This window comes from Sulfitobacter sp., from assembly GCF_041552635.1.
Taxonomy (GTDB): Bacteria; Pseudomonadota; Alphaproteobacteria; order Rhodobacterales; family Rhodobacteraceae; genus Sulfitobacter.
On record NZ_JBFEKM010000067.1, the window covers coordinates 1 to 20,330 of the forward strand.

16 protein-coding genes are annotated in these 20,330 nt (G+C 58.2%); 5 read left to right on the forward strand and 11 right to left on the reverse strand.

Annotation, left to right across the window (positions count from 1 at the left end; translation table 11 throughout):
- Both mfd and ABYT07_RS09785 read right to left on the reverse strand, forming a co-directional pair.
- The coding region (mfd, locus tag ABYT07_RS09780; RefSeq protein WP_372991239.1) for a transcription-repair coupling factor at positions 1-3,067 on the reverse strand (3,067 nt) is incomplete at its 3' end.
- Between the two features lie 32 nt (positions 3,068-3,099).
- Complete coding sequence (locus ABYT07_RS09785; RefSeq protein WP_372991241.1) at positions 3,100-3,627, reverse strand: component of SufBCD complex; 528 nt, start codon at positions 3,625-3,627, stop codon at positions 3,100-3,102.
- A gap of 153 nt (positions 3,628-3,780) precedes the next feature.
- On the opposite strand from ABYT07_RS09785, the gene hemB reads away from it, so the two are divergent.
- Together hemB and ABYT07_RS09795 are read left to right on the forward strand one after the other, a co-directional pair.
- Positions 3,781-4,779 carry a porphobilinogen synthase gene (gene hemB, locus ABYT07_RS09790; RefSeq protein WP_372991242.1) on the forward strand — a complete coding sequence of 333 codons (999 nt, stop codon included), beginning with the start codon at positions 3,781-3,783 and terminating at the stop codon, positions 4,777-4,779.
- A 143-nt stretch (positions 4,780-4,922) separates the two neighbouring features.
- The gene (locus ABYT07_RS09795) at positions 4,923-5,489 is read left to right on the forward strand and encodes a YSC84-related protein (RefSeq protein WP_372991244.1); all 567 of its coding nucleotides are present in this window, start codon (positions 4,923-4,925) and stop codon (positions 5,487-5,489) included.
- A 74-nt stretch (positions 5,490-5,563) separates the two neighbouring features.
- Here ABYT07_RS09795 and ABYT07_RS09800 read toward each other — a convergent pair whose 3' ends face one another.
- Positions 5,564-6,427: an NAD(P)-dependent oxidoreductase gene (locus ABYT07_RS09800; RefSeq protein WP_372991245.1), complete on the reverse strand. Its 864-nt coding sequence runs from the start codon at positions 6,425-6,427 to the stop codon at positions 5,564-5,566.
- Between the two features lie 99 nt (positions 6,428-6,526).
- Here ABYT07_RS09800 and ABYT07_RS09805 point away from each other — a divergent pair, with 99 nt between their 5' ends.
- Together ABYT07_RS09805 and ABYT07_RS09810 are read left to right on the forward strand one after the other, a co-directional pair.
- Positions 6,527-8,995: a penicillin acylase family protein gene (locus tag ABYT07_RS09805; RefSeq protein WP_372991247.1), complete on the forward strand. Its 2,469-nt coding sequence runs from the start codon at positions 6,527-6,529 to the stop codon at positions 8,993-8,995.
- Positions 8,992-9,555 carry an rRNA large subunit pseudouridine synthase E gene (locus ABYT07_RS09810; RefSeq protein ID WP_372991248.1) on the forward strand — a complete coding sequence of 188 codons (564 nt, stop codon included), beginning with the start codon at positions 8,992-8,994 and terminating at the stop codon, positions 9,553-9,555. Before ABYT07_RS09805 ends, ABYT07_RS09810 begins: the two co-directional genes overlap by 4 nt.
- A 69-nt stretch (positions 9,556-9,624) precedes the next feature.
- On the opposite strand, the gene ABYT07_RS09815 is transcribed toward ABYT07_RS09810, so the two are convergent.
- The 5 genes from ABYT07_RS09815 to trkA all read right to left on the reverse strand — a co-directional run bounded on the left by ABYT07_RS09815 (position 9,625) and on the right by trkA (position 14,766).
- Positions 9,625-10,026 (reverse strand): DUF2177 family protein, encoded by a 402-nt coding sequence (locus ABYT07_RS09815; protein ID WP_372991250.1) that lies wholly within the window; start codon positions 10,024-10,026, stop codon positions 9,625-9,627.
- Between the two features lie 106 nt (positions 10,027-10,132).
- A complete protein-coding gene (hflX, locus tag ABYT07_RS09820; protein WP_372991252.1) occupies positions 10,133-11,431 on the reverse strand; it encodes a GTPase HflX in 1,299 nt (432 codons plus the stop codon).
- Positions 11,428-11,667 (reverse strand): RNA chaperone Hfq, encoded by a 240-nt coding sequence (gene hfq / locus ABYT07_RS09825; RefSeq protein ID WP_007119530.1) that lies wholly within the window; start codon positions 11,665-11,667, stop codon positions 11,428-11,430. Before hfq ends, hflX begins: the two co-directional genes overlap by 4 nt.
- Before the next feature lie 140 nt (positions 11,668-11,807).
- Positions 11,808-13,343 carry a TrkH family potassium uptake protein gene (locus ABYT07_RS09830; RefSeq protein ID WP_372991256.1) on the reverse strand — a complete coding sequence of 512 codons (1,536 nt, stop codon included), beginning with the start codon at positions 13,341-13,343 and terminating at the stop codon, positions 11,808-11,810.
- A gap of 46 nt (positions 13,344-13,389) precedes the next feature.
- Positions 13,390-14,766, reverse strand: a complete 1,377-nt coding sequence (gene trkA, locus ABYT07_RS09835; protein ID WP_372991258.1) for a Trk system potassium transporter TrkA — start codon at positions 14,764-14,766, stop codon at positions 13,390-13,392.
- Positions 14,767-14,913: 147 nt separating this feature from the next.
- On the opposite strand from trkA, the gene ABYT07_RS09840 reads away from it, so the two are divergent.
- The gene (locus ABYT07_RS09840; protein ID WP_372991260.1) at positions 14,914-15,384 is read left to right on the forward strand and encodes a hypothetical protein; all 471 of its coding nucleotides are present in this window, start codon (positions 14,914-14,916) and stop codon (positions 15,382-15,384) included.
- A 6-nt stretch (positions 15,385-15,390) separates the two neighbouring features.
- On the opposite strand, the gene ABYT07_RS09845 is transcribed toward ABYT07_RS09840, so the two are convergent.
- The 3 genes from ABYT07_RS09845 to ABYT07_RS09855 all read right to left on the reverse strand — a co-directional run.
- Positions 15,391-16,803, reverse strand: a complete 1,413-nt coding sequence (locus ABYT07_RS09845) for a sigma-54-dependent transcriptional regulator (protein WP_372991261.1) — start codon at positions 16,801-16,803, stop codon at positions 15,391-15,393.
- Positions 16,796-19,018, reverse strand: coding sequence for an ATP-binding protein (locus ABYT07_RS09850; protein WP_372991264.1), 2,223 nt, complete (start codon positions 19,016-19,018; stop codon positions 16,796-16,798). The genes ABYT07_RS09845 and ABYT07_RS09850 overlap by 8 nt, the downstream gene beginning before the upstream one ends.
- Positions 19,019-19,150: 132 nt before the next feature.
- Positions 19,151-20,330, reverse strand: a 1,180-nt coding sequence (locus ABYT07_RS09855; protein WP_372991262.1) for a sigma 54-interacting transcriptional regulator, incomplete at its 5' end; no start/stop codon positions are given.

The following is a 20,330-nucleotide window of genomic DNA, read 5'->3' on the forward strand; positions in this document are numbered from 1 at the left end:
CGGGGATCAGAACTGGCACGCCCAGATTGATCTGCGGTGCCCATTGACCGTCATCGTCGATGACGCCTTCCATTTCGCCCGCCTTGATCTTGGCAATCGCGTCCTCCAGCATGGATTGATACAGTTCGAAGCCGACATCGCGCATCTGGCCGGATTGTTCTTCGCCCAACAGGTTACCCGCGCCGCGAATGTCCAAATCCTGTGACGCCAGCGTGAATCCTGCCCCCAATGTGTCCAGACTGCCCAGCACGCGCAGACGCTTTTCGGCGGTCGCGGTCAGTTTGGCGCGTGGTTTGGTGGTCAGGTACGCATAGGCACGGGTTTTTGAACGCCCCACACGGCCGCGGATTTGATACAATTGCGCAAGGCCGAACATATCGGCGCGGTGCACGATCATCGTATTGGCGGTCGGGATATCCAGACCGGATTCAACAATCGTGGTGGCCAGCAAGATGTCATATTTGCCATCGTAGAACGCATTCATCCGGTCATCCAGCTCTCCCGCAGCCATCTGGCCATGGGCCACCAGATAGGTCAGTTCGGGCAGCTGCGCCTTCAAAAACGCCTCGATCTCGGGCAGGTCCGAAATACGCGGGACCACGTAAAACGACTGCCCGCCGCGATAATGTTCGCGCAGCAGCGCCTCGCGCAGGGTGACGGTGTCGAATTCGGACACATAGGTGCGGATCGCCAGACGGTCCACAGGCGGCGTACCGATGATCGACAGATCCCGCACGCCCGTCAGGCTAAGTTGCAGGGTGCGCGGGATTGGTGTCGCGGTCAGGGTCAGCACGTGAATGTCGGTGCGCATCGCCTTAAGGCGTTCTTTGTGGCCGACGCCGAAATGCTGTTCTTCGTCGATGATCAGCAGGCCAAGGTTGTTGAACTTGATGTTCTTGGCCAGCAAAGCATGGGTGCCGATCACAACATCAACGGTGCCTTTCGCCATGCCTTCGCGGGTGGCATTGGCTTCTTTGGTGGTGACGAACCGCGACAACTGGCGGACTTCCAAAGGAAAACCGCGAAAGCGTTCGGCAAAGGATTTGTAATGCTGACGTGCCAGCAAGGTCGTGGGTGCGATAACGGCCACCTGAAGGCCCGACATCGCGGCAACAAATGCGGCGCGCATGGCGACCTCGGTCTTGCCAAAGCCGACATCGCCGCAAATCAGACGGTCCATCGGATTGCCGGAGGTCAGATCGTCGATCACATCGTTGATCGCGGACATCTGGTCGTCCGTTTCGGTATAGGGGAAGCGCGCGGAAAATGCGTCCCACATCCCCGGAGGCGGGTCCATGATGGGCGCTTTGCGCAAGGCGCGCTCTGCTGCGATGCGGATCAGCTTGTCCGCCATCTCGCGGATGCGTTCCTTGAGCTTGGCCTTTTTCGACTGCCATGCACCGCCGCCTAGTTTGTCAAGCAGACCTTCGTCATGGCCGTATTTCGACAGCAGTTCGATGTTTTCAACTGGCAAATACAGCTTTGAATTATCGGCATATTCCAGCAGCAGACATTCATGCGCAGCCCCTGCGGCGGTGATGACCTCCATCCCCAGATAGCGGCCAATACCATGGTCCACATGCACAACCAGATCGCCCGGCGTGAGGGACTGGGTTTCCGTAAGGAAGTTTTCCGCGCGGCGTTTGCGTTTGGCCGACCGGATCAGCCGTTCACCAAGCACGTCCTGTTCGGACAGCACGGTGATGCGGGATTTGTTGCCCGCCGCGTCTCCGGTTAAAGTCCAAGGCGCTTCAAACCCGTGCTCTAGCGCCCAGACCGCCAAATGCAGACCGCGTTTGCCGATGCGCGTGCCGTTGGCGATCGGGATCACTTCGGACAGGCCTTCGTCTTCGATCAGTCCGGTCAGGCGTTCGCGTGCCCCTTCGGAATAGCTCGCGATGACGACAGGACCGTCTTCAAGTTTCGCTTTAATATGTGTCGCCAACGCCCCAAAAAGGCTGATAGATTCTTGCTGGCGCTCAGGTGCGAAATTGCGCCCCATCCGCCCGCCTGCATCCAACACATTGGGGCCGGTGGGCTGCGGCAGCGGCTTGAACTGGATGACGCGTTTGCCGATCAACGCCTGTTCCCAAGCGGTATCGGTCAGGTACAGCCCCTCAGGCGGCGCGGGTTTGTACACGCTGTCCATTTTCGACCGGTTGGCCATGGCGATACGCCGCGTTTCATATTGATCGGCGATGCTGTCCCAGCGGGCCAAACGCTGCGGCGTCAGCTGATCGTCCAGCGTGACGGTGGCCTTGGGCAGATAGTCGAACAGCGTTTCCAAATCCGCATGGAAAAACGACATCCAATGTTCGGCCCCTTGGTGCTTGCGCCCTGCGCTGATCGCCTCGTAAAGCGGATCATCGGTACCCGCGGCCCCGAATTCGATGCGGTAGTTCTGGCGAAATCGTGTGATGGCACCCTCGTCCAGAATGACTTCGCTGACGGGGGCAAGTTCGACCAGATCAAGCTTTTCAGTGGTGCGTTGGGTTAGCGGATCAAACCGGCGCGCGCCATCCAGGGTGTCACCGAACAGATCCAGCCGGACCGGACCCAGATCGCCGGGTGGATAGATGTCGATGATGCCGCCCCGGATCGCGTAATCGCCGGGTTCGGTTACTGTGGGGCTTTGGACAAAGCCCATGCGGACCAGAAAATTGCGCAACGCGCTTTCGTCAATGCGGTCCCCGACGCGGGCCGAAAACGCCGCATCGCGCAGGATCGCGCGGGCGGGCACCCGTTGGGTTGCCGCGTTCAATGTGGTCAGCAGGATGTATTTGTCCGGCATCCCGTGCACCAGACCCGCCAGTGTCGCCATACGCTGCGCCGATATATCGGCATTGGGCGATACGCGGTCATAGGGCAGACAATCCCAACCCGGAAAGGTGATAACCGGGACATCGGGGGCAAAAAACCGCAGCGCGGATTGCATCGCCGCCATGCGTTTGTCGTCGCGCGCCACATGCAGCACGGGCACGGCATTTTTGCCAAGCTCGTCCAGCAACGCGCGCGCATCAAATCCTTCGGGCACGCCTGAAAGCGTGATATAAGAGGTGTTCGCCATGACCTTGTCACTTGATCCTTGGGTGGGGTTTGTCAACCGCCGAACGGACCGACATACAGGTTTTGGTACATGCCCCACATCGAGGTGATAAAGATCGACACCATGCCAATGATCTGGGTGTAGATGCGGTGCCGCGTCAGACGCTTGTAAAGCAGGTCGCCGGTGGCCGATTCTTCGCGGATCTGCTGGGCTGTCGACAGGCTAAGGACGGTGACAATGCTTAGGGGGGCTGCCAACAACAGCACCGCTTGGGCGAACTGGAAGCTGTAAAACACGGCCAATATCAGCAGCATGGTCAGGAAAAAGCAGCTAAACCCCAAAATCCACAAGCCAGATACCTGAGCGATATAAAGGATGCGGTTAACGTTGATGCGCACCATGTCCTCAAGATCGACCTGGGCCTGTTCCCCGTGACGACGGGCGCGCAGCACCATGTCATATGGAACGCCCAAGACCCAATGACTGGCCGTCGACCAGATCACAGCAAGGGCAATCCAAAACCAGAGATTTGAGAAGGATCGCATGTCGATCACTTCGAATATTGTCTGATACCAGTCCAATGGGAGCTCATCTTTGATTCAGGAACCGTCGCGTACGGACGTATCGCCCTGCAACTTTTGCCAGTCATAACGATGGATTGCGGCAATTCCTAGCCTTGAGCCGTGCAAAAATACGTGCCAAGCCTTGTGCATCCCTATCCAAGGACATTTTTCATGCGACCAACCCAAGCTTCTTTTCCTGCCAGCCGTCTACGCCGGACCCGTCAATCCGAGGGCGTGCGCGCCTTGGTGCGTGAAAACGCGCTGAATGTCGGTGATCTGATCTGGCCCGTTTTCGTGCGCTCCGGCGAGGGCATCGAAGAACCGATTCCCTCGATGCCGGGTGTGTTTCGCCGCAGTGTCGACAAGATCGTCGAGGCCGCTCGCGAGGCTGCTGATCTGGGCATTGGTGCGATGTGTATCTTTCCTTATACTGGCATCGAAGATCGCACCGAAGATTGCGCCGGTGCTTGGGACCCGCAGAACAATGCAAACCGCGCGATCCGTGCGATCCGCGACGCCGTGCCGCAGATGGTCGTTATGACCGACGTGGCGCTTGATACCTATAATATCAACGGTCACGACGGCTTTGTCGAAAACGGGATTATCGTCAATGACCGCACGGTCGAGGCATTGGTCAAGATGTCGCTGGCCCAAGCCGAGGCGGGCGCTAACATCATCGGGCCTTCCGACATGATGGATGGGCGCATCGCGGCGATCCGTAGCGGGCTTGAGGGGGCCGGCCATTCAGACGTGATGATCATGAGTTATGCAGCCAAATACGCCTCGGCGTTTTATGGTCCGTTCCGCGACGCTGTCGGTGCATCGGGGGCGCTGACGGGCGACAAGAAAACCTATCAGATGGATTACGCGAACAGCAACGAGGCCTTGCGCCTGATTGAACGCGATCTGCGCGAGGGGGCCGATATGGTCATGGTCAAGCCCGGCCTGCCCTATCTGGACATCTGCCAGCGCGTTAAATCCACCTTTGGCGCGCCGACTTTTGCCTATCAGGTGTCGGGCGAATACAGCATGATCAAGGCTGCGGCCCAGAACGGTTGGATCGACGAGGAACGCATTATGATGGAAAGTTTGATGGGCTTCAAACGTGCGGGTTGTGACGGGGTTTTGACCTATTTCGCCCCCGCTGCGGCACGATTGATGAACGGTTAGGGCTGGGATTGGATCAGAATTCGGCGCTCTGATGGCAAATCACCGCCGATTCCGGCCCTAAAACCGTGACACCGCTGAAGTTTCGGCATAAGGTCGCCTGTAAGTCGGGGAAAACCGGCACAGGTAATTACAGGCAAAATAACATGAGCAATTCTAGACTTTCGCGCCGCGCTTTTGCGTTGGGCGCACTGGCCAGCGCAGGCGGTGTGGCGGCCTGCGGGAACGGTGTCGGCAGCAGAGGCAGCGTGATGATTGACGCACGCGTCAACGCGACCCTACAAGAAATGTATCGCCAGTTCCCCAATACACGCCAGTTGGCGCAACGCTCCAGCGGGATGTTGGTGATGCCGCTGGTGACCGAAGCCGGGCTTGGCATTGGTGGTGCCTATGGGCGGGGTGCCTTTCGCATTGATGATGTGACGGTGGATTATTATTCGGTCACCAAGGCAACGGGCGGCTTGCAGATCGGCGCACAGCAATATGCGCATGTGTTGTTCTTCATGACCCAAGACGCGGTAAGCAATTTCCGCCGTTCGCCCGGTTGGGTTGCGGGGGCGAACGTTGAATATGTGATCTCGGACCGGGGTGAAAGCGTCAATGCCGATACCACCACGGCGCTGTCACCCGTCTTGGCTGTGGTGTTTGGCCGCGCGGGCCTGCGGATTGGCGCAACCCTTGAGGGCAGCAAATATTCGCGCATCATACCTTAAGTTTGATGCGTAAGTTATTGAATTTAAATAGTAACCGACCCGCCATCAGCGGGCCGGTTGCAACATTGGCGAAATTAGCTAAAGCGTTTGATCAGGCTTGATGTATCCCATCGCCCGCCGCCCATCTTTTGCACATCCTTATAGAACTGATCCACAAGCGCTGTGACCGGCAGGCTTGCTGCGATCTCGTCGGCGGTATCCAGACAAATCCCCAGATCCTTGCGCATCCAGTCAACGGCGAAGCCATGCTCGAACTTATCGTCCAGCATCGTCTCGTAGCGGTTGGCCATCTGCCAGCTTCCGGCTGCACCTTGGCTGATCACTTCGACAACGGCGCGGCCATCAAGACCGGCTTTCTGTGCGAAATGCAGCGCCTCGGACAGGCCTTGGACCAGCCCTGCAATCGCGATCTGGTTGCACATTTTGGTCATCTGACCAGCACCGCTATCGCCCAGACGGCGGCAAATCTTGGAATAGACTTCCATCACTGGCAAAGCACGGTCAAACGCGCCTTGATCACCACCACACATGATCGAAAGTTGGCCGTTTTCCGCCCCGGCCTGACCGCCTGAAATCGGCGCATCAATAAAGCTAAGCTGAGCCGTATCCGCCACCGCATAAAGTTCACGCGTGACCGCAGCGGATACTGTGGTGTGATCTACGAAAACAGCGCCGCTGGTCATGCCGGCAAACGCACCGTCGTCGCCCAAGGTTACGGCCCGCAGATCATCGTCATTGCCAACGCAGGATATCACAAAATCCGCACCCTTTGCGGCCTCGCGCGGGGTTTGCGCCATGGCACCACCATGAGTTTCGGCCCATTGGCGGGCCTTTTCGGTCGTGCGGTTGTACACTGTTACATCATGACCTGCTTTTTGCAGATGTGCAGCCATCGGGCCGCCCATGACGCCCAGTCCCAAAAATGCGAGTTTTGCCATCGTCTTTTCCTTATCCATCAGTTGCGCTATTGGCTGGTACAACACCTATCACCCTGCTGGCTTTGGTCAATCGCACGCGGGTTTTAACAGGAGCGTCAAATGGCAGTGATATTCCGGTGGCTCATGCGTGTGGCCTCCCTTTTGATCGTCTTGGCGGTTCTGGCCTTGATCGGTGGCTATTGGCTCGCCTCGCGGTCCCTGCCCGATTACAATGATACGGTTCGAGTGCCAAACCTGCGCGCCGAGGTCGAAATTGTGCGCGATAATGCGAACGTGCCGCACATCTTTGCGCAGAACGATCTGGATGTGTTCTATGGCTTGGGTTTTGCCCATGCGCAGGACCGTTTATGGCAGATGATCACCATGCGCCGCACGGTTCAGGGCCGTCTGTCCGAAGTGTTCGGCAGCAGGACCGTGCGCCTTGACCGCTTGCTGCGCCGTTTCGATCTGGCCACGCTGGCGGTGCAATCAGTGTCGGCGCTTGATCCGAAAACCCGCGCGTCGCTGGATGCTTATGCCGCTGGTGTAAACGCACGACTGGACCAGATCAATTCCGAGGCGTTGGGCCGTGGTGCCCCGGAAATGCTGCTGTTTGATACGCCTGTCGCCCCTTGGCGGGCGGCTGATTCTGTTGCCTTGGTCAAGTTGTTGGCCCTGCAATTGTCTGGACATCTTGACGCCGAGGTGCTGCGCGCGCGCACGTCGCTGGCTTTGCCTGATCTGGACCGCCTGGCCGATATTTTGCCCGACGCGCCGGGCAGCGGTATTGCGGCGTTGCCAGAATATGCCGCCCTTGTGCCGGGGTTGTCGCAGTTTGCTGAAAATATCCCGATGGACACATCCCCGTTGTCGCCATTCAAACGCTTTGATCTGGCCGGTGCGTCGAATGCATGGGCGGCAGCCCGCGATCGGTCCGCATCGGGCGGGACACTTTTGGCGAATGATCCACATCTGGGCTTTACCGCACCAGCAATCTGGTACCTTGCCAGATTGGAACTGCAATCAGGCGGGGTGATCGGCGGCACAATCCCCGGCATTCCCGTGGTGCTGACCGGGCGCAGCGCAGCCCTTGGTTGGGGCCTGACCTCGTCTTATGCCGATGATCAGGACGTCTATATCGAGGAACTAAACCCCGACAATACCGAAGAATACCGCACGCCCGACGGGTTCAAAGAATTTGTCAAACGCGCCTCGATCATCACAGTCAAGGATGCCGACCCTATCACCCTGACCTTGCGCTGGACCGATAATGGCCCCGTATTGCCCGGTAGCCACTATAATCTGGCCGCCATCACGCCGCCTGGCCATGTAGCAACGGTGAACTGGACCGCCCTTAGCCCCAATGACACCTCAGTCGCCGCCGCCATGGCGATGATGGAGGCGAAATCCGTCCAAGACGGAATCGCGGCCAGCGAAGGCTATATTGCACCGTCGCAAAACGTGACCTTCGTCGACCGCGAGACGATCGCGATGAAAACCATAGGTGCGCTGCCGGCCCGCGACCCGGGCCACCAAAGCCAAGGCCGGATGCCCACCCCCGGCTGGATCGCGCAAAACCGCTGGCAAGGTATCCTGCCCTTCAGTTCCAATCCAGAATTTATTGCGCCCCAAGGTGGCATCTTGGGCAATACAAATAACAAAACCGTCGAACGTCCCTTTCCCAATCACGTCTCGTATAAATGGGGCGACACGCAACGCATCCAGCGGTGGCGCAACCTGATGCAACGCCGCCAAGTCCACACCCGCGACAGCTTTATCGAAGCGCAGCTTGATACGGTCAGCTTCACCGCACGTAGCTTGCTGCCCTTGATCGGGGCTGAACTGTGGTTCACCGGCGAAACCGCCCCCGAGGGCACAGCCGAACGTCAGCGGCAGCGGGCCTTGGTCCTGTTGGCAGGCTGGTCCGGTGAGATGAATGAACATATGCCCGAACCGCTGATCTATGCGGCATGGCTGCGCGCGCTGCAATCGCGGCTGATTCAGGACGAACTTGGCCCGCTTGCGCTAGAATTCGACCACGTCGAACCCCTGTTCATCGAACGCGTCTTTCGCAACGTCGAGGGTGCTGGAATATGGTGCGACGTGCTGCAATCCGGACCGGTTGAAGCCTGCCCTGAAATGGCGCGACTGGCTTTAGACGACGCGCTGATCTGGATCAACGAGACATGGGGCGGCCAGCTTGAATCCTTGCGTTGGGGCGATGCGCATCAGGCGACACATGATCATCAGACCTTGGGCAACGTCCCCTTGCTGCGGTATTTTGTGAACATCCGCCAATCTACTTCTGGCGGCGATAACACCCTACAGCGGGGCCGGACGGCAGGCAGCGGGCCTGACCCCTTCTTCAATGTGCATGGCGCAGGGTTCCGGGGGGTCTATGACTTTGCCGATCCCGATTCTTCGGTTTTTGTTACATCGACCGGCCAATCGGGCCACTTTCTGTCGCCGCACTATGATGATCTGGCACAGCTTTGGCGGCGTGGTGAATACATCCCGATGTCCTTGGACCAAGGCCTCGCGCGCGCGGCATCGGTCGGCATCACCAAACTACTGCCGGCAGCGCCATGAACCGCGTCATCCTGTTCAATAAACCCTTTGGAGTGCTGTCGCAATTTACCGACAAAGGCACCGAAGGGTCACCGCGCCCGACATTATCGGGCTTTATCGATGAAAAAGGGTTCTACCCCGCAGGCAGGTTGGACCGCGACAGCGAAGGCTTGATGGTGCTGACAGATAACGGCGCGCTTCAGGCCCGGATTTCCCACCCCAAATACAAACTGGCCAAAACATATTGGGTTCAGGTCGAAGGCACGCCAGATGAAACAGCGCTGAAAGCCTTGCGCCAAGGTGTCACTTTGAAAGATGGCAAAACCGCACCTGCCAAAGTCGCGCTCATCGAAGCTCCAGCGGGTTTATGGGAGCGAGATCCCCCCGTGCGATTCCGCAAATCAGTGCCCGATGCCTGGTTGTCCATCACAATCACCGAAGGTCGCAACCGGCAGGTTCGCCGGATGACTGCCCATGTCGGCTTGCCAACATTGCGCCTTATCCGTGCTCAAATCGGTGACTGGCATCTTAACGCCCTACAGCCTGGCGCATGGCGCTTTGCCTCTGAAACGGGCCCTTGATTCCAAATGGAAAAAAATCCCGGGGGACGGCCAAAGGTCGGGGGGCTGGCCCCCAACCCGGCGTTCCAATCAGGTAAAGACCCTAGTTAACCAAACACCAGCCGTGGCCGAAACGCCCGTCAAAATGACGCCCCAGCTAAAGTCTGTCGCCACCATCTGGGGCGTCCAATCCTTTAAGGTCGCAAGGTTGGTAAACTCGTACGTTCCATATCCCAAGGCGCCGATCAGCGCACCCTGCGCGAAGACCCACAAAACGCTTTTGTCCTGCGCAAGACCCGGCACGGATACGAAATAAAGCAGCACGGCAATGTAGAACGCATAAAAAATAAAGGCGGGTAACAGTCTAAAACTGTCCAACAACAAAGGTCCGATATCGCGGGCAAAGACCGGTTTGATCAGAAAATTCAGGCCTAGAAAGTCCAGCCCAAGAAAAACGGCAAAAGTCGTGATGTAGAGAATGAGTATCGTCATAAGGCCCCCTGCCATTCTGTCTAAGATACATATGCAGCAGGGAGCGGAAAATTCGAATTTTCCGGGCAATTTTTTTAGAAAAAATTATGCACGCAGTGACCGGTGGCTATAACCGCTGGAATTGCGCTTCTTGTTGGGCAGACCACCGCACGGTCAGAACAAAGCCAGTGTCGGTCTGTTCTTCATGCAGAACAACCTCTTGGGCAAAGAGCCAAGCGCGTTCTTTACCTTGATCAAACCCCAGCTCAAGGTCAGTCTCGCGCACCACCCCTTGCAAGGCTTCGGCGACCACGGACTGCAACTGTTCAAGCCCCTCGCCCGTAACGGCCGAGATCGCCAGCACGTTCGGGTCACGCTCTGCGCGTGCGCGCACGGCATCGGCGCGGTCCGGGGCCAGCAAGTCAACCTTGTTCCAGACTTCGAAACTGCGGGTTTCCTTGGGCACGCCCAAAGACGTCAGAATATCGCGGACGTTTTGCGCCTGCTCTTCCGTTTCCGCATGCGAGATATCGCGCACGTGGCAGATGATATCTGCGGCCAGCACTTCTTCTAGGGTCGCGCGGAAGGCTGCGACCAGTTCCGTTGGCAAATCAGAAATGAAACCAACGGTATCGCTTAGAATGATCTCGGGACCGTCGGGCAGTACAAGGCTGCGCATCGTCGGGTCTAGTGTCGCAAACAGCATGTCCTTGGCCATAACATCGGCACCGGTCAAGCGGTTGAAAAGTGTCGATTTTCCAGCGTTGGTATAACCGACCAGTGCCACAATCGGATACGGCACCTTGGCGCGGGCAGCACGGTGCAGCGCGCGGGTCTTTACGACTTTGTCCAACTGCCGGCGCAAGCGGACAAGCTGTTCATCAATGGCGCGACGGTCCGATTCAATCTGGGTTTCGCCCGGACCACCGACAAAGCCAAGCCCGCCACGCTGACGTTCAAGGTGGGTCCATGCGCGCACAAGTCGGGTACGCTGATAGTTCAGCGCAGCCATTTCGACCTGTAAGACGCCTTCACGGGTCGCAGCACGGTCGCTGAAAATCTCGAGAATCAGGCCGGTGCGGTCCAACAGTTTCACGCCCCAAGCTTTTTCAAGGTTGCGCTGCTGCACTGGCGTGACGGACCCGTCGACCAAAACCAGTTCGACTTCGGCGTCTTCGAATTTGCGTTTCAGCTCTTCGATCTTGCCAGAGCCGAACAACATCCCGGCGCTGACGGTGCGCAACGGCACAATATCAGCACCTTCAACCTCAAGCTGTGGCAAGGCTTCGGCCAAGGCGATTGCTTCGGCCAAGGCCGGCTCCGCCAATCGGCGGTCATTGTTGTTTTTGATGTCAGGGTGCAACACCCAAGCCCGTGTAAACTTAGGCCCGTCGGTGTCGTCTATCTGAAAAGTTGGGCGGCTCAAGAAGCGTCTTCACCCTCGTAAAGCGAGATCGGCTGGCTTGGCATGATGGTTGATATCGCGTGTTTATACACAAGCTGCGACTGCCCATCCCTGCGTAAAAGCACGCAGAAATTGTCAAACCACGTGATCACGCCTTGCAGCTTGACCCCGTTGATCAGGAATATGGTGACTGGCACCTTTGTTTTGCGCACATGGTTCAGGAATGCATCCTGAAGGTTCTGTCTGTCAGACGCCATAATGGTCTCGCCCTTGTTCTTGCTGTTTTTCTTGCTGGTGTTCGCGGATCGAACCCCCTGTTGAATTAACTATGGCGGCCCGCGCGCAGAGATTCCACCCCCAATGTGAATCCGTCAGCTGCAACAGCTTGCCTATCGTGTCACGCGCGCCACAAATCCGGGGTCAATAGCGCAATAATGGCGAGGGTCTCGAGCCGTCCAAGCACCATTGCACCGCACAGGATCATTTTGGCCGTATCGCTTAGCTGGATCAGGGAAATCGGTGCGTCGGCTGCAAATTCGATCAGCGGACCAGTGGTGGTCAGCGCGGCCACGGACATCACCAAGGCTTCTTCGAACGGAGCACCTACGAAGGTCAGCAGTAATGTCACGCCAGCCAGCGACATGGCGAACAGCATGAAAAAGATCCATGCGATAAAGGCACCGTTGCTTTGAAGGCGCCGTCCTACGACCCCCGCACCGGAAACCGAATTTGGATAGACCAGCCGTTCAAGTTCACGCGCCCCGTTGCGATATAGCGCAAACACCCGCAGCAATTTGACGCCCCCGGCCGTGGTCGCAACGCCGCCGCCGATCAGGGCGAGCCCCATCAGGATCAGCCCCGGCGTGTCCAGCCCGGACCAGCTTTGTGCTTCTCCCCAGGATGCGCTCACAAATCCGGTCGTGGTCAGGAAAGAGGTCACGGTAAACATCGCCCCCCATAGGGCACCAAAGGTTTCTTGCCCTTCGGCACTGGCGGCAACGTCGAAAGCGCCCAGAAAATGTCGGGCAAACAAGATAACAGGGACGCCAATGATCAAGGCCAGCCCCATGCGGAATTCTGGGTCGGTGCGCAGCCCGCCTTGGGTGGCGGTGATGGTGTCTTTGGAAAAGGTCAGCCGCGACAGGGAAAACAGCATGAACATCATCATCACGATTTCCGCACCAAAACCGACACCTGTGTCATGGGTTCCGCCCAGAGGTGAAATGCCCGACGTGGCCATGACAGACATCGCATGGCACAGCGCCACCAGCGACCGGTCGCCATTGGCGAGCAACAAGAGCCACAGCAGCAGGGTCAGTGCAAGATAGGTGGGCGCAAGTGCAGCAGCCGTGCGCAGCAGCCGCAGGCGCGGGTTGATCGGGGCCGTTGTGTTGCGGCGGGCATCGGGGTTTCCCGGCTCGGCCTGCGAGGTCACTTCGAACCCGCCAAGATGCAGCGGTGCAAGGATCGCCGAAGCCGCGATCCACATCAAAAGACCGCCCATCCACCCCACCTGCGCGCGCCACAGATGCAAGGTATCACTCAGCCGTCCGGGGTCTTCGAACATGGACGCGCCTGTCGTTGTGATGGCGCTGACCATATCGAAATACGCATTGATAAAGCGGGTGGTGGGCAAGGCCTCGAGAAAGGGAATCGCCAATAGCGCGGGCAAAAGCAGGAAGCTTGAAAACAGCGACAACAGCGGCCCCAAGGCCCCGTGACGGGTTTTGCGACCCGAATGGGCGATCCCGATTAGCATAAAGACAACCATGCCCAACAGGCAGGAATAGAAAAAGGCCCGTGATGCCAGATGATCACGGGTCACGACCGCAAAGAATGCAGGAATGATCATCGAGGCGCAGAAAATACCGAAAATCAGCAAAAACAGCGGCAATTCGACAAACCCGGCCCTGATCTGGCTTTTGCGTCTCATGCCGTGTCGCCCCGTATTTGGTCCTGTCCTTGCCCGTGTCCTTGCATCAGAAAAAGTCGATCGAGACCTGCATCAGCTGTTCGACCTGCGGCACATCTTTGGCCAGGCAGAAAACAGCGATCACATCGCCTTCTTCAATGCGGGTGTTGCCCAAGGGCCGGATAACTTGGTCGCCTTTGCGCACCATACCCATCAGCGCCCCTTCGGGGAAATCAATATCGGACACCCGTTTGCCTGCGATGGGCGATGTTGACAGTACCTCTGCCTCGATCACTTCGGCTTCGGCATCGCCGATGGAATAGACCGACCGGACGCGGCCATGGCGGATGTGGCGCAGGATCGAACTGACGGTGGTGGCGCGCGGGTTGATATAGGCGTCGATCCCCAGCGGTTCCATCAGGGGCACCAAGGTGGGGTCGTTGATCAGGGCGATCACATAGGGGCAGCCTTCGGCCTTGGCGCGCACGCAGGCCAGCATGTTGGTTTTGTCATCATCGGTGATGGCCATCATGGCGTCGGCGCGGCTGATCCCTGCTTCGGCCAAAAGCGACGCATCCAGACCGTCGCCGTTCAGCACAATCGTCCGTTCGAGCGCTTCGGCAGCATGTTCCGCGATGGCGCGGCTTTTTTCGATCATCTTGACGCGCACGCGCTTTTCGCGCTGCTCAAGGCTTTGGGCGACGGCAAGGCCGACGTTGCCGCCGCCGACCAACACGACACGTTCAAGTTTGCTGGTGGTTTTGCCAAAGATTTCCAACGTGCGCGGGATGTCATCGCGGTGGCTGAACACATAGCAGGCATCGCCGACAAACAGCTGGTCTTTGGATTCGGGCGCAAACAGCGTACCATCGCGGCGCACACCGACGACCACGGCGCGCAGGGTGGAAAACAGATCGGTCAACTGACGCAGGGGCGTGTTCACGACGGGGCAATCTTCTTCGATCTGGATGCCGATCAGATGCGCCATACCGTCCATAAAGATTTCGGTATCAAAAGCGGCAGGCGCAGACAGGCGTTGCAGGGCTGCGGCTGCGACTTCCTTTTCGGGGCTGATGACCACATCGATGGGCATGTGATCGCGGCGGTACAGGTCGGAATAGATCGCCGTTAGATAAGATTGGCTGCGCAGGCGCGCGATCTTGCGATTGATGCCAAAGACCGAATGGGCCACCTGACAGGTCACCATGTTGACCTCGTCCGAATGGGTGGCGGCAATGATCATTTCGGCGTCGCGGGCCCCGGCACGGTCCAGTACATCAGGATAGCTGGCAAAACCGGCAATACCCTGCACATCAAGCGTATCTGTCGCACGGCGCACCAGATCGGCGTTGCTGTCGACGATTGTGACGTCGTTGCGTTCCCCGGACAAATGACGTGCGATTTGCCAGCCAACCTGACCTGCACCACAGATAATCACTTTCATGAAAGGGTTCCTTTGGCTTTGTGCCCGGTGGCCCCTAGCCGGAGGCGTCACCGGATGGACCACATTTTTGAATGACAGATGGCTATGCAAGGGTCAATTCAAATGTCTAAATGGAAGCAGCCCATACGGTGGCAAGAGGTGGTGAAAATGAGAATTCGATTGATTTGCACAAGCGGCATGCTGGCACTGGCAGCCTGCGCACCATTGAATATCTACTACAAACCCGGTGCCAGCGTTGCCGTGGTCCAACGCCAAACCACTGCGTGTCAGGTCGAGGCGCTGGCCAAAGTTCCGGCCTCAACCCGGATCGTACGCGAACCGCCCTATTACGTCCCGCCGCGGGTTAACTGCAACAGCGAGGGGCAATGCGTGACCATACCGGGATATTTCGAGCCCGGAGAGATCTATACATATGACCCTAATGACGGTTTGCGCAAGCGCGTCGAGGTGCAATGTATGGCCGATGCAGGCTTTGCGCCTGCTTCCATCCCACCTTGCCCGCCGGGCGTCGCCAAAGCAGCACCGGTACGGGCGACAACCACTCTGCCCGCCTTGTCAGAAACATCCTGCGTGATCCGTAATAAGGATGGCAGTTTCCAGATCGTCAACCAAGGCTAGGAACCGTCAGGTCACTGCATCGGCGTCTTCGTCCACATGGGCGATGCGCGTGCCTGATTTGGCCGAGGTCACAACCCCGAGGCTTTTCAGCTTGCGGTGCAGTGCCGACCGTTCCATGCCGACGAAATTCGCAGTGCGGCTGATGTTGCCGCCAAACCGGTTGATCTGGGTCAGCAGGTACTCACGCTCGAACGCCTCGCGGGCTTCGCGCAGCGGCAAGGTCGCCAACGCACCCGACAGCACGACGCGACCGTCTTCGTCGGTGTTTTCATCCTCGCCGGGCAATTCACGTGCCTCGATCGGGCCTGACCCGTCGCCCAGGATCAAAACCCGTTCCACAAGGTTTTTCAACTGGCGCACGTTGCCGGGCCAAATCATCGTTTGCAGCAACGCCACTGCATCATCGGTAAAGGCGCGCAATGGCAGGCCTTGGGCTGCGTTAAAGTCGGTTACAAAATGCTCAGCCAGAACTGGAATGTCTTCGCGGCGTTCTTCCAGCGACGGGACCGAAATGGGCACAACATTCAAGCGGTGATACAATTCTTGCCGAAAGGTCTCAGCACGAATTGCGGCATCCAAGTCTTTGTTCGTGCTTGAAATCACCCGTAGGTCGACGCGGATTTTATCAGCACCGCCCACGCGGGTGAATTGTTGATCCACCAACACCCGCAAGATTTTCGATTGCGTCCCCAGCGGCAGATCAGCGACCTCGTCAAAGAAAATCACCCCGCCATGGGCCTGTTCCAACAGACCCGGTTCGACCCCACGCTCGGGCGTTTCGCGACCAAAAAGCAGGTCTTCCATACGCTCTGGCGCGATGCTGGCGCAGTTGACAGTGACAAAAGGTGCCGCGGCACGCGCAGAATTGGCATGAATATAGCGCGCCGCGATTTCCTTGCCTGCGCCCGCCGGGCCGCGCAGCATCACCCGCCCGTTGGATTTGGTGACCTTGTCCAATTGACCCATCAACGTCTTGAACGATGTCGACGTCCCGATCATTTCCGTACTGGTCACGTCGCGCCGCTTGAGGCTTTGGTTCTCGCGGCGCAAGCGCGAGGTTTCCATCGCGCGGCGGATTACCACCAGTAACTGGTCAATATTAAAGGGCTTTTCGATGAAATCATACGCCCCCTGTTTGATCGCGGCGACCGCAATTTCAATGTTCCCATGCCCCGAAATGATAACGACCGGCACATCCGGATTGTCGCGCTTGACGGATTTGAGGATGTCGATCCCGTCCATCCGGCTATCCTTGAGCCAGATATCAAGCACCATCAGCGCTGGCGCTTCGGCGTTGATGGCGCTCATCGCTTCGTCCGAATTGCCCGCCAGCCGCGTGGCATAGCCTTCGTCCTCAAGGATATCGGAAATCAATTCACGAATGTCGCGTTCGTCGTCCACGATTAGAATGTCACTCATCTTGGGTCTCCAATACGTTGGGCTGAGAGGTTGGGGCCAAGGGCAAGGTGATGATTGCCATGGCACCGAAATGGGTCTGGTTGGCGAAGACAGGCGCGTTTTCCAGCATCAAGGTGCCGCCGTGTTCTTCGATGATCTTTTTGACGATGGGCAGGCCAAGGCCGGTCCCTTCGCTGCGGGTGGTCACATAGGGTTCGAACAGGCGCGCGCGGTCTTCGGGTAGGCCGATGCCGTTGTCTGCGATGGTTATTTCAACGGTCGTTTCCGTGGTGTGTAACGCGACCTGTATCTGCGGTTCAAAGCCATCAATATCACCTTTTTGTGTCAGGCTTTCAATGGCTTCGCCTGCGTTCTTAATCAGGTTCGTCAAGGCCTGCGACACCATCGTGGCGTCGACCTGCGCGATCACAGGTCCGTTGGGTTGATCTACGGTAATCTTGACACCGGGTTGGCCTGCCCGCTGCAACAAAACTGCATCGCGCACTAGCTGCGTCACATCCTGAAGCGAGGTTTCAGGTTCGGGCATCCGCGCGAATTTTGAAAACTCATCGACGATGCGGCGCAGGTCGCCGGTCTGGCGGATGATCACGCCGGTCATCTGTTCAAGGCTTGCGGCATCATCGGGCAGCTTGGGGCCGAATTTGCGCTGGATGCGTTCCGCGCTTAGCTGGATCGGCGTCAGAGGGTTCTTGATCTCGTGGGCGATGCGGCGGGCAACGTCGCCCCATGCGGCCATGCGCTGCGCACTGACCAGATCGGTCACATCATCAAAGGCGACCACATACCCTTCAAGCCGCCCATCATCCGTGCGCCGCGTCGCGACCCGCACCAGCAGGTTCTCCATCCGGCCCTGACGCGATACCTTGACCTCGGCTTGGGCGACTTCATTGCGGCCCGTCACGACCGTGTCGAACAAAGGTCCGAATTCGGGGATTGCGACTGAAATCGCCAGTGATTGCTGGTCTTCTTCCCAATCCAACAGCCGCATGGCCGAGCGGTTTACAAAGGCCACCCGCCCTTCGGGGTCCAGCCCGACAACGCCTGATGTGACCGAACTAAGCACAGAATCAAACAAGCGCCGGCGGCGTTCGATCTGGCGGGTGTTGTCCAGTAACGTGTCGCGCTGGCCCTTTAACTGCTTGGTCATCTGGTTGAAATAACGCCCCAGCATCGCAATTTCGTCATCGCCGTTCTCTTCGCGGACCTGCACCTCAAGATCGCCTGCCCCGACCTGCTGCGCGGCACCGGTCAGCCGCCCGACGGGGCCGGACAGGCGTTCGGCAAACCACAGGCCCAGCCAGATGGCGGCCAAGATCAGGATCAACGCAAAGCCCACATAAAGCAGACCGAATTCGAACAACAGCTTGCCGCGTTCGTTTTCCAGCTGCTGGTAAAGCCGCACGGTTTCTTTGGTTTCGTCCAGCAAGGACAGTATTTTGCCATCCACATCACGGCTGATGTAGAGGTAACGATCGACATATGATCCCAGCAGGATCAATGCGCGGAATTCGTTGTTGGGCCAGTCTTCGATTACCACGGGGGACCCGCCAGCCGATTGCGCCTGTGTGATCTGGTCTGCTGTAGGCGCGTCATAATCGAACAGATACGACCTGTCCCCACGCGCACGAATTTCTGCCGTGCCATCAATCAGATAAGCCTCGCGCAAGCCGCGCTGTATCTGGCGCTGGCCTTCGGCCAAAAGCTGGGTGTCGGGGATATTGACGCCTTGGGCGCGGGCGGCCTCGATTGCGCGGGCAATGGTGATGGCATCGGTACGCAAGTCATCGCGTTGTTCGAATTCATACGCTTCCGCAGCCGCCAGCGAATTGCCAACCACGCTGCGCACCCGGTCGGAAAACCATCCCTCCAGCCCCACGTTGATCGTGAGGACCGCAAAAACAGCAACGCTGACCGTCGGGATCAGCGCCATCAGCGCAAACACACCCGTCAGCCGAAGATGCAAGCGCGATCCGGCAGATTTCGCCCGCCGGGCAGCAATCAAACGGGCCACCTGGCTGAAAACAAGAGCGGCAACCAGTAAAATATAGACAAGGTCAGTCAGCAGGATCAGTCTGAGGCTTGGCGTGCTGGCCCCCTGCCCCAACGGCCCCAGCACCAGATAGGTGACAAGCGCCAAAATAGGCCCAAGGACCACAAGCCCGAAGGTCGCCAAATTGCGATAGCGCCGCACACGGCGCAAACGCTCTAGCCGCAAAAGATAATAGCTGCGTGACCGGGTTAGCACCCGCTATCCTCACCGATGATGTGATGCACGAATGCACCAACCGCCCATTTATGTGGTCCTGATCAGGTTCTGATACCTGATGGCCACGGTTATGTGGCTCTTTTACATCATTTTGCGACCGCGTGTCACCTCTATATCGAGGTCTGTGATCTTTTTTCTCAAGGTATTGCGGTTGATTCCCAGCAGATCAGCACATTTAGCCTGATTGCCTGCGGTTGCAGAGAGCGCGATTTCTATCAATGGGGCCTCGATCTCGCGTAGAATACGGGCATAAAGCCCGGGAGGCGGCAACATAGAGCCGTGCTGATCGAAATACCGGCGCAAGTGACGTTCTACCGACGCACCCAGTTTTTCGGTATTGGCCTGCGCGCGCAACGGTTCGGGATCGGGCTGCGCACCCAAGACCTGTTCGGCCTCGGTTTGGGTAATCTCGGGGGCGCGGCTGGTCAGCGCCAGCTGTCGCATCGCGTGCTCAAGCTGGCGCACGTTGCCCGGCCATTGGTAATTGGCGAAAACCTTGGCGGCCCCATCGGACAGCGCCCGCGGTGCAGTATTGCCGGTTTCTGAACGTTCCAGAAAATGCGCGGCAAGCAGGCCGATGTCTTCGACGCGGTCGCGCAAGGCCGGAACATGCAGCGTCGCCCCGGACAGCCGGTAGTAAAGGTCGCGCCGCAGGCTCCCCGCCTTCATCGCGGCGGCCAGATCGGATTGGCTGGTGGCCAGAAACCGTGGCGCATGTTCGCCCGGCGTGTCCATCATGCGTGCAATACGCGCCTGAATTTCCTCGGAAAAATCACCGATTTCGTCGATCAGAAATGTACCGCCACGCACCCGCGCCAGAACCCGTGCAGGCCCTTCGATGTCCTGCAGTTCAGCCGAATTGACGGTGACGAACGGCAGATTGCGACGATCAGAAAAGTCGTGAATTGCCTTGCCGATCAAGGATTTACCGGTGCCGGATTCACCCCAGATCAAGACTGGTAGATCGGTGTTCATCACCCGCGCCACAACGCGATATAGCGCCTGCATCACCGGCGTGCGCCCCACGAGGGGCAGATCATCGCGGTCACCTGTATCATTCGTCTCGACAACGCGGCGCGGCGCACCATTGCGCTCCAGCGCGCGGGCTGTGCGCTTCATAAGGTCGGGCAGATCGAACGGTTTGGGCAGATAATCATAGGCCTCGGCCTCGGCGGCCTTGATCGCGGTCATGATGGTATTTTGCGCAGAAATCACAATCACCGGCAGGCCGGGGCGATCCTGTGCAATCTTTGGCAGCATC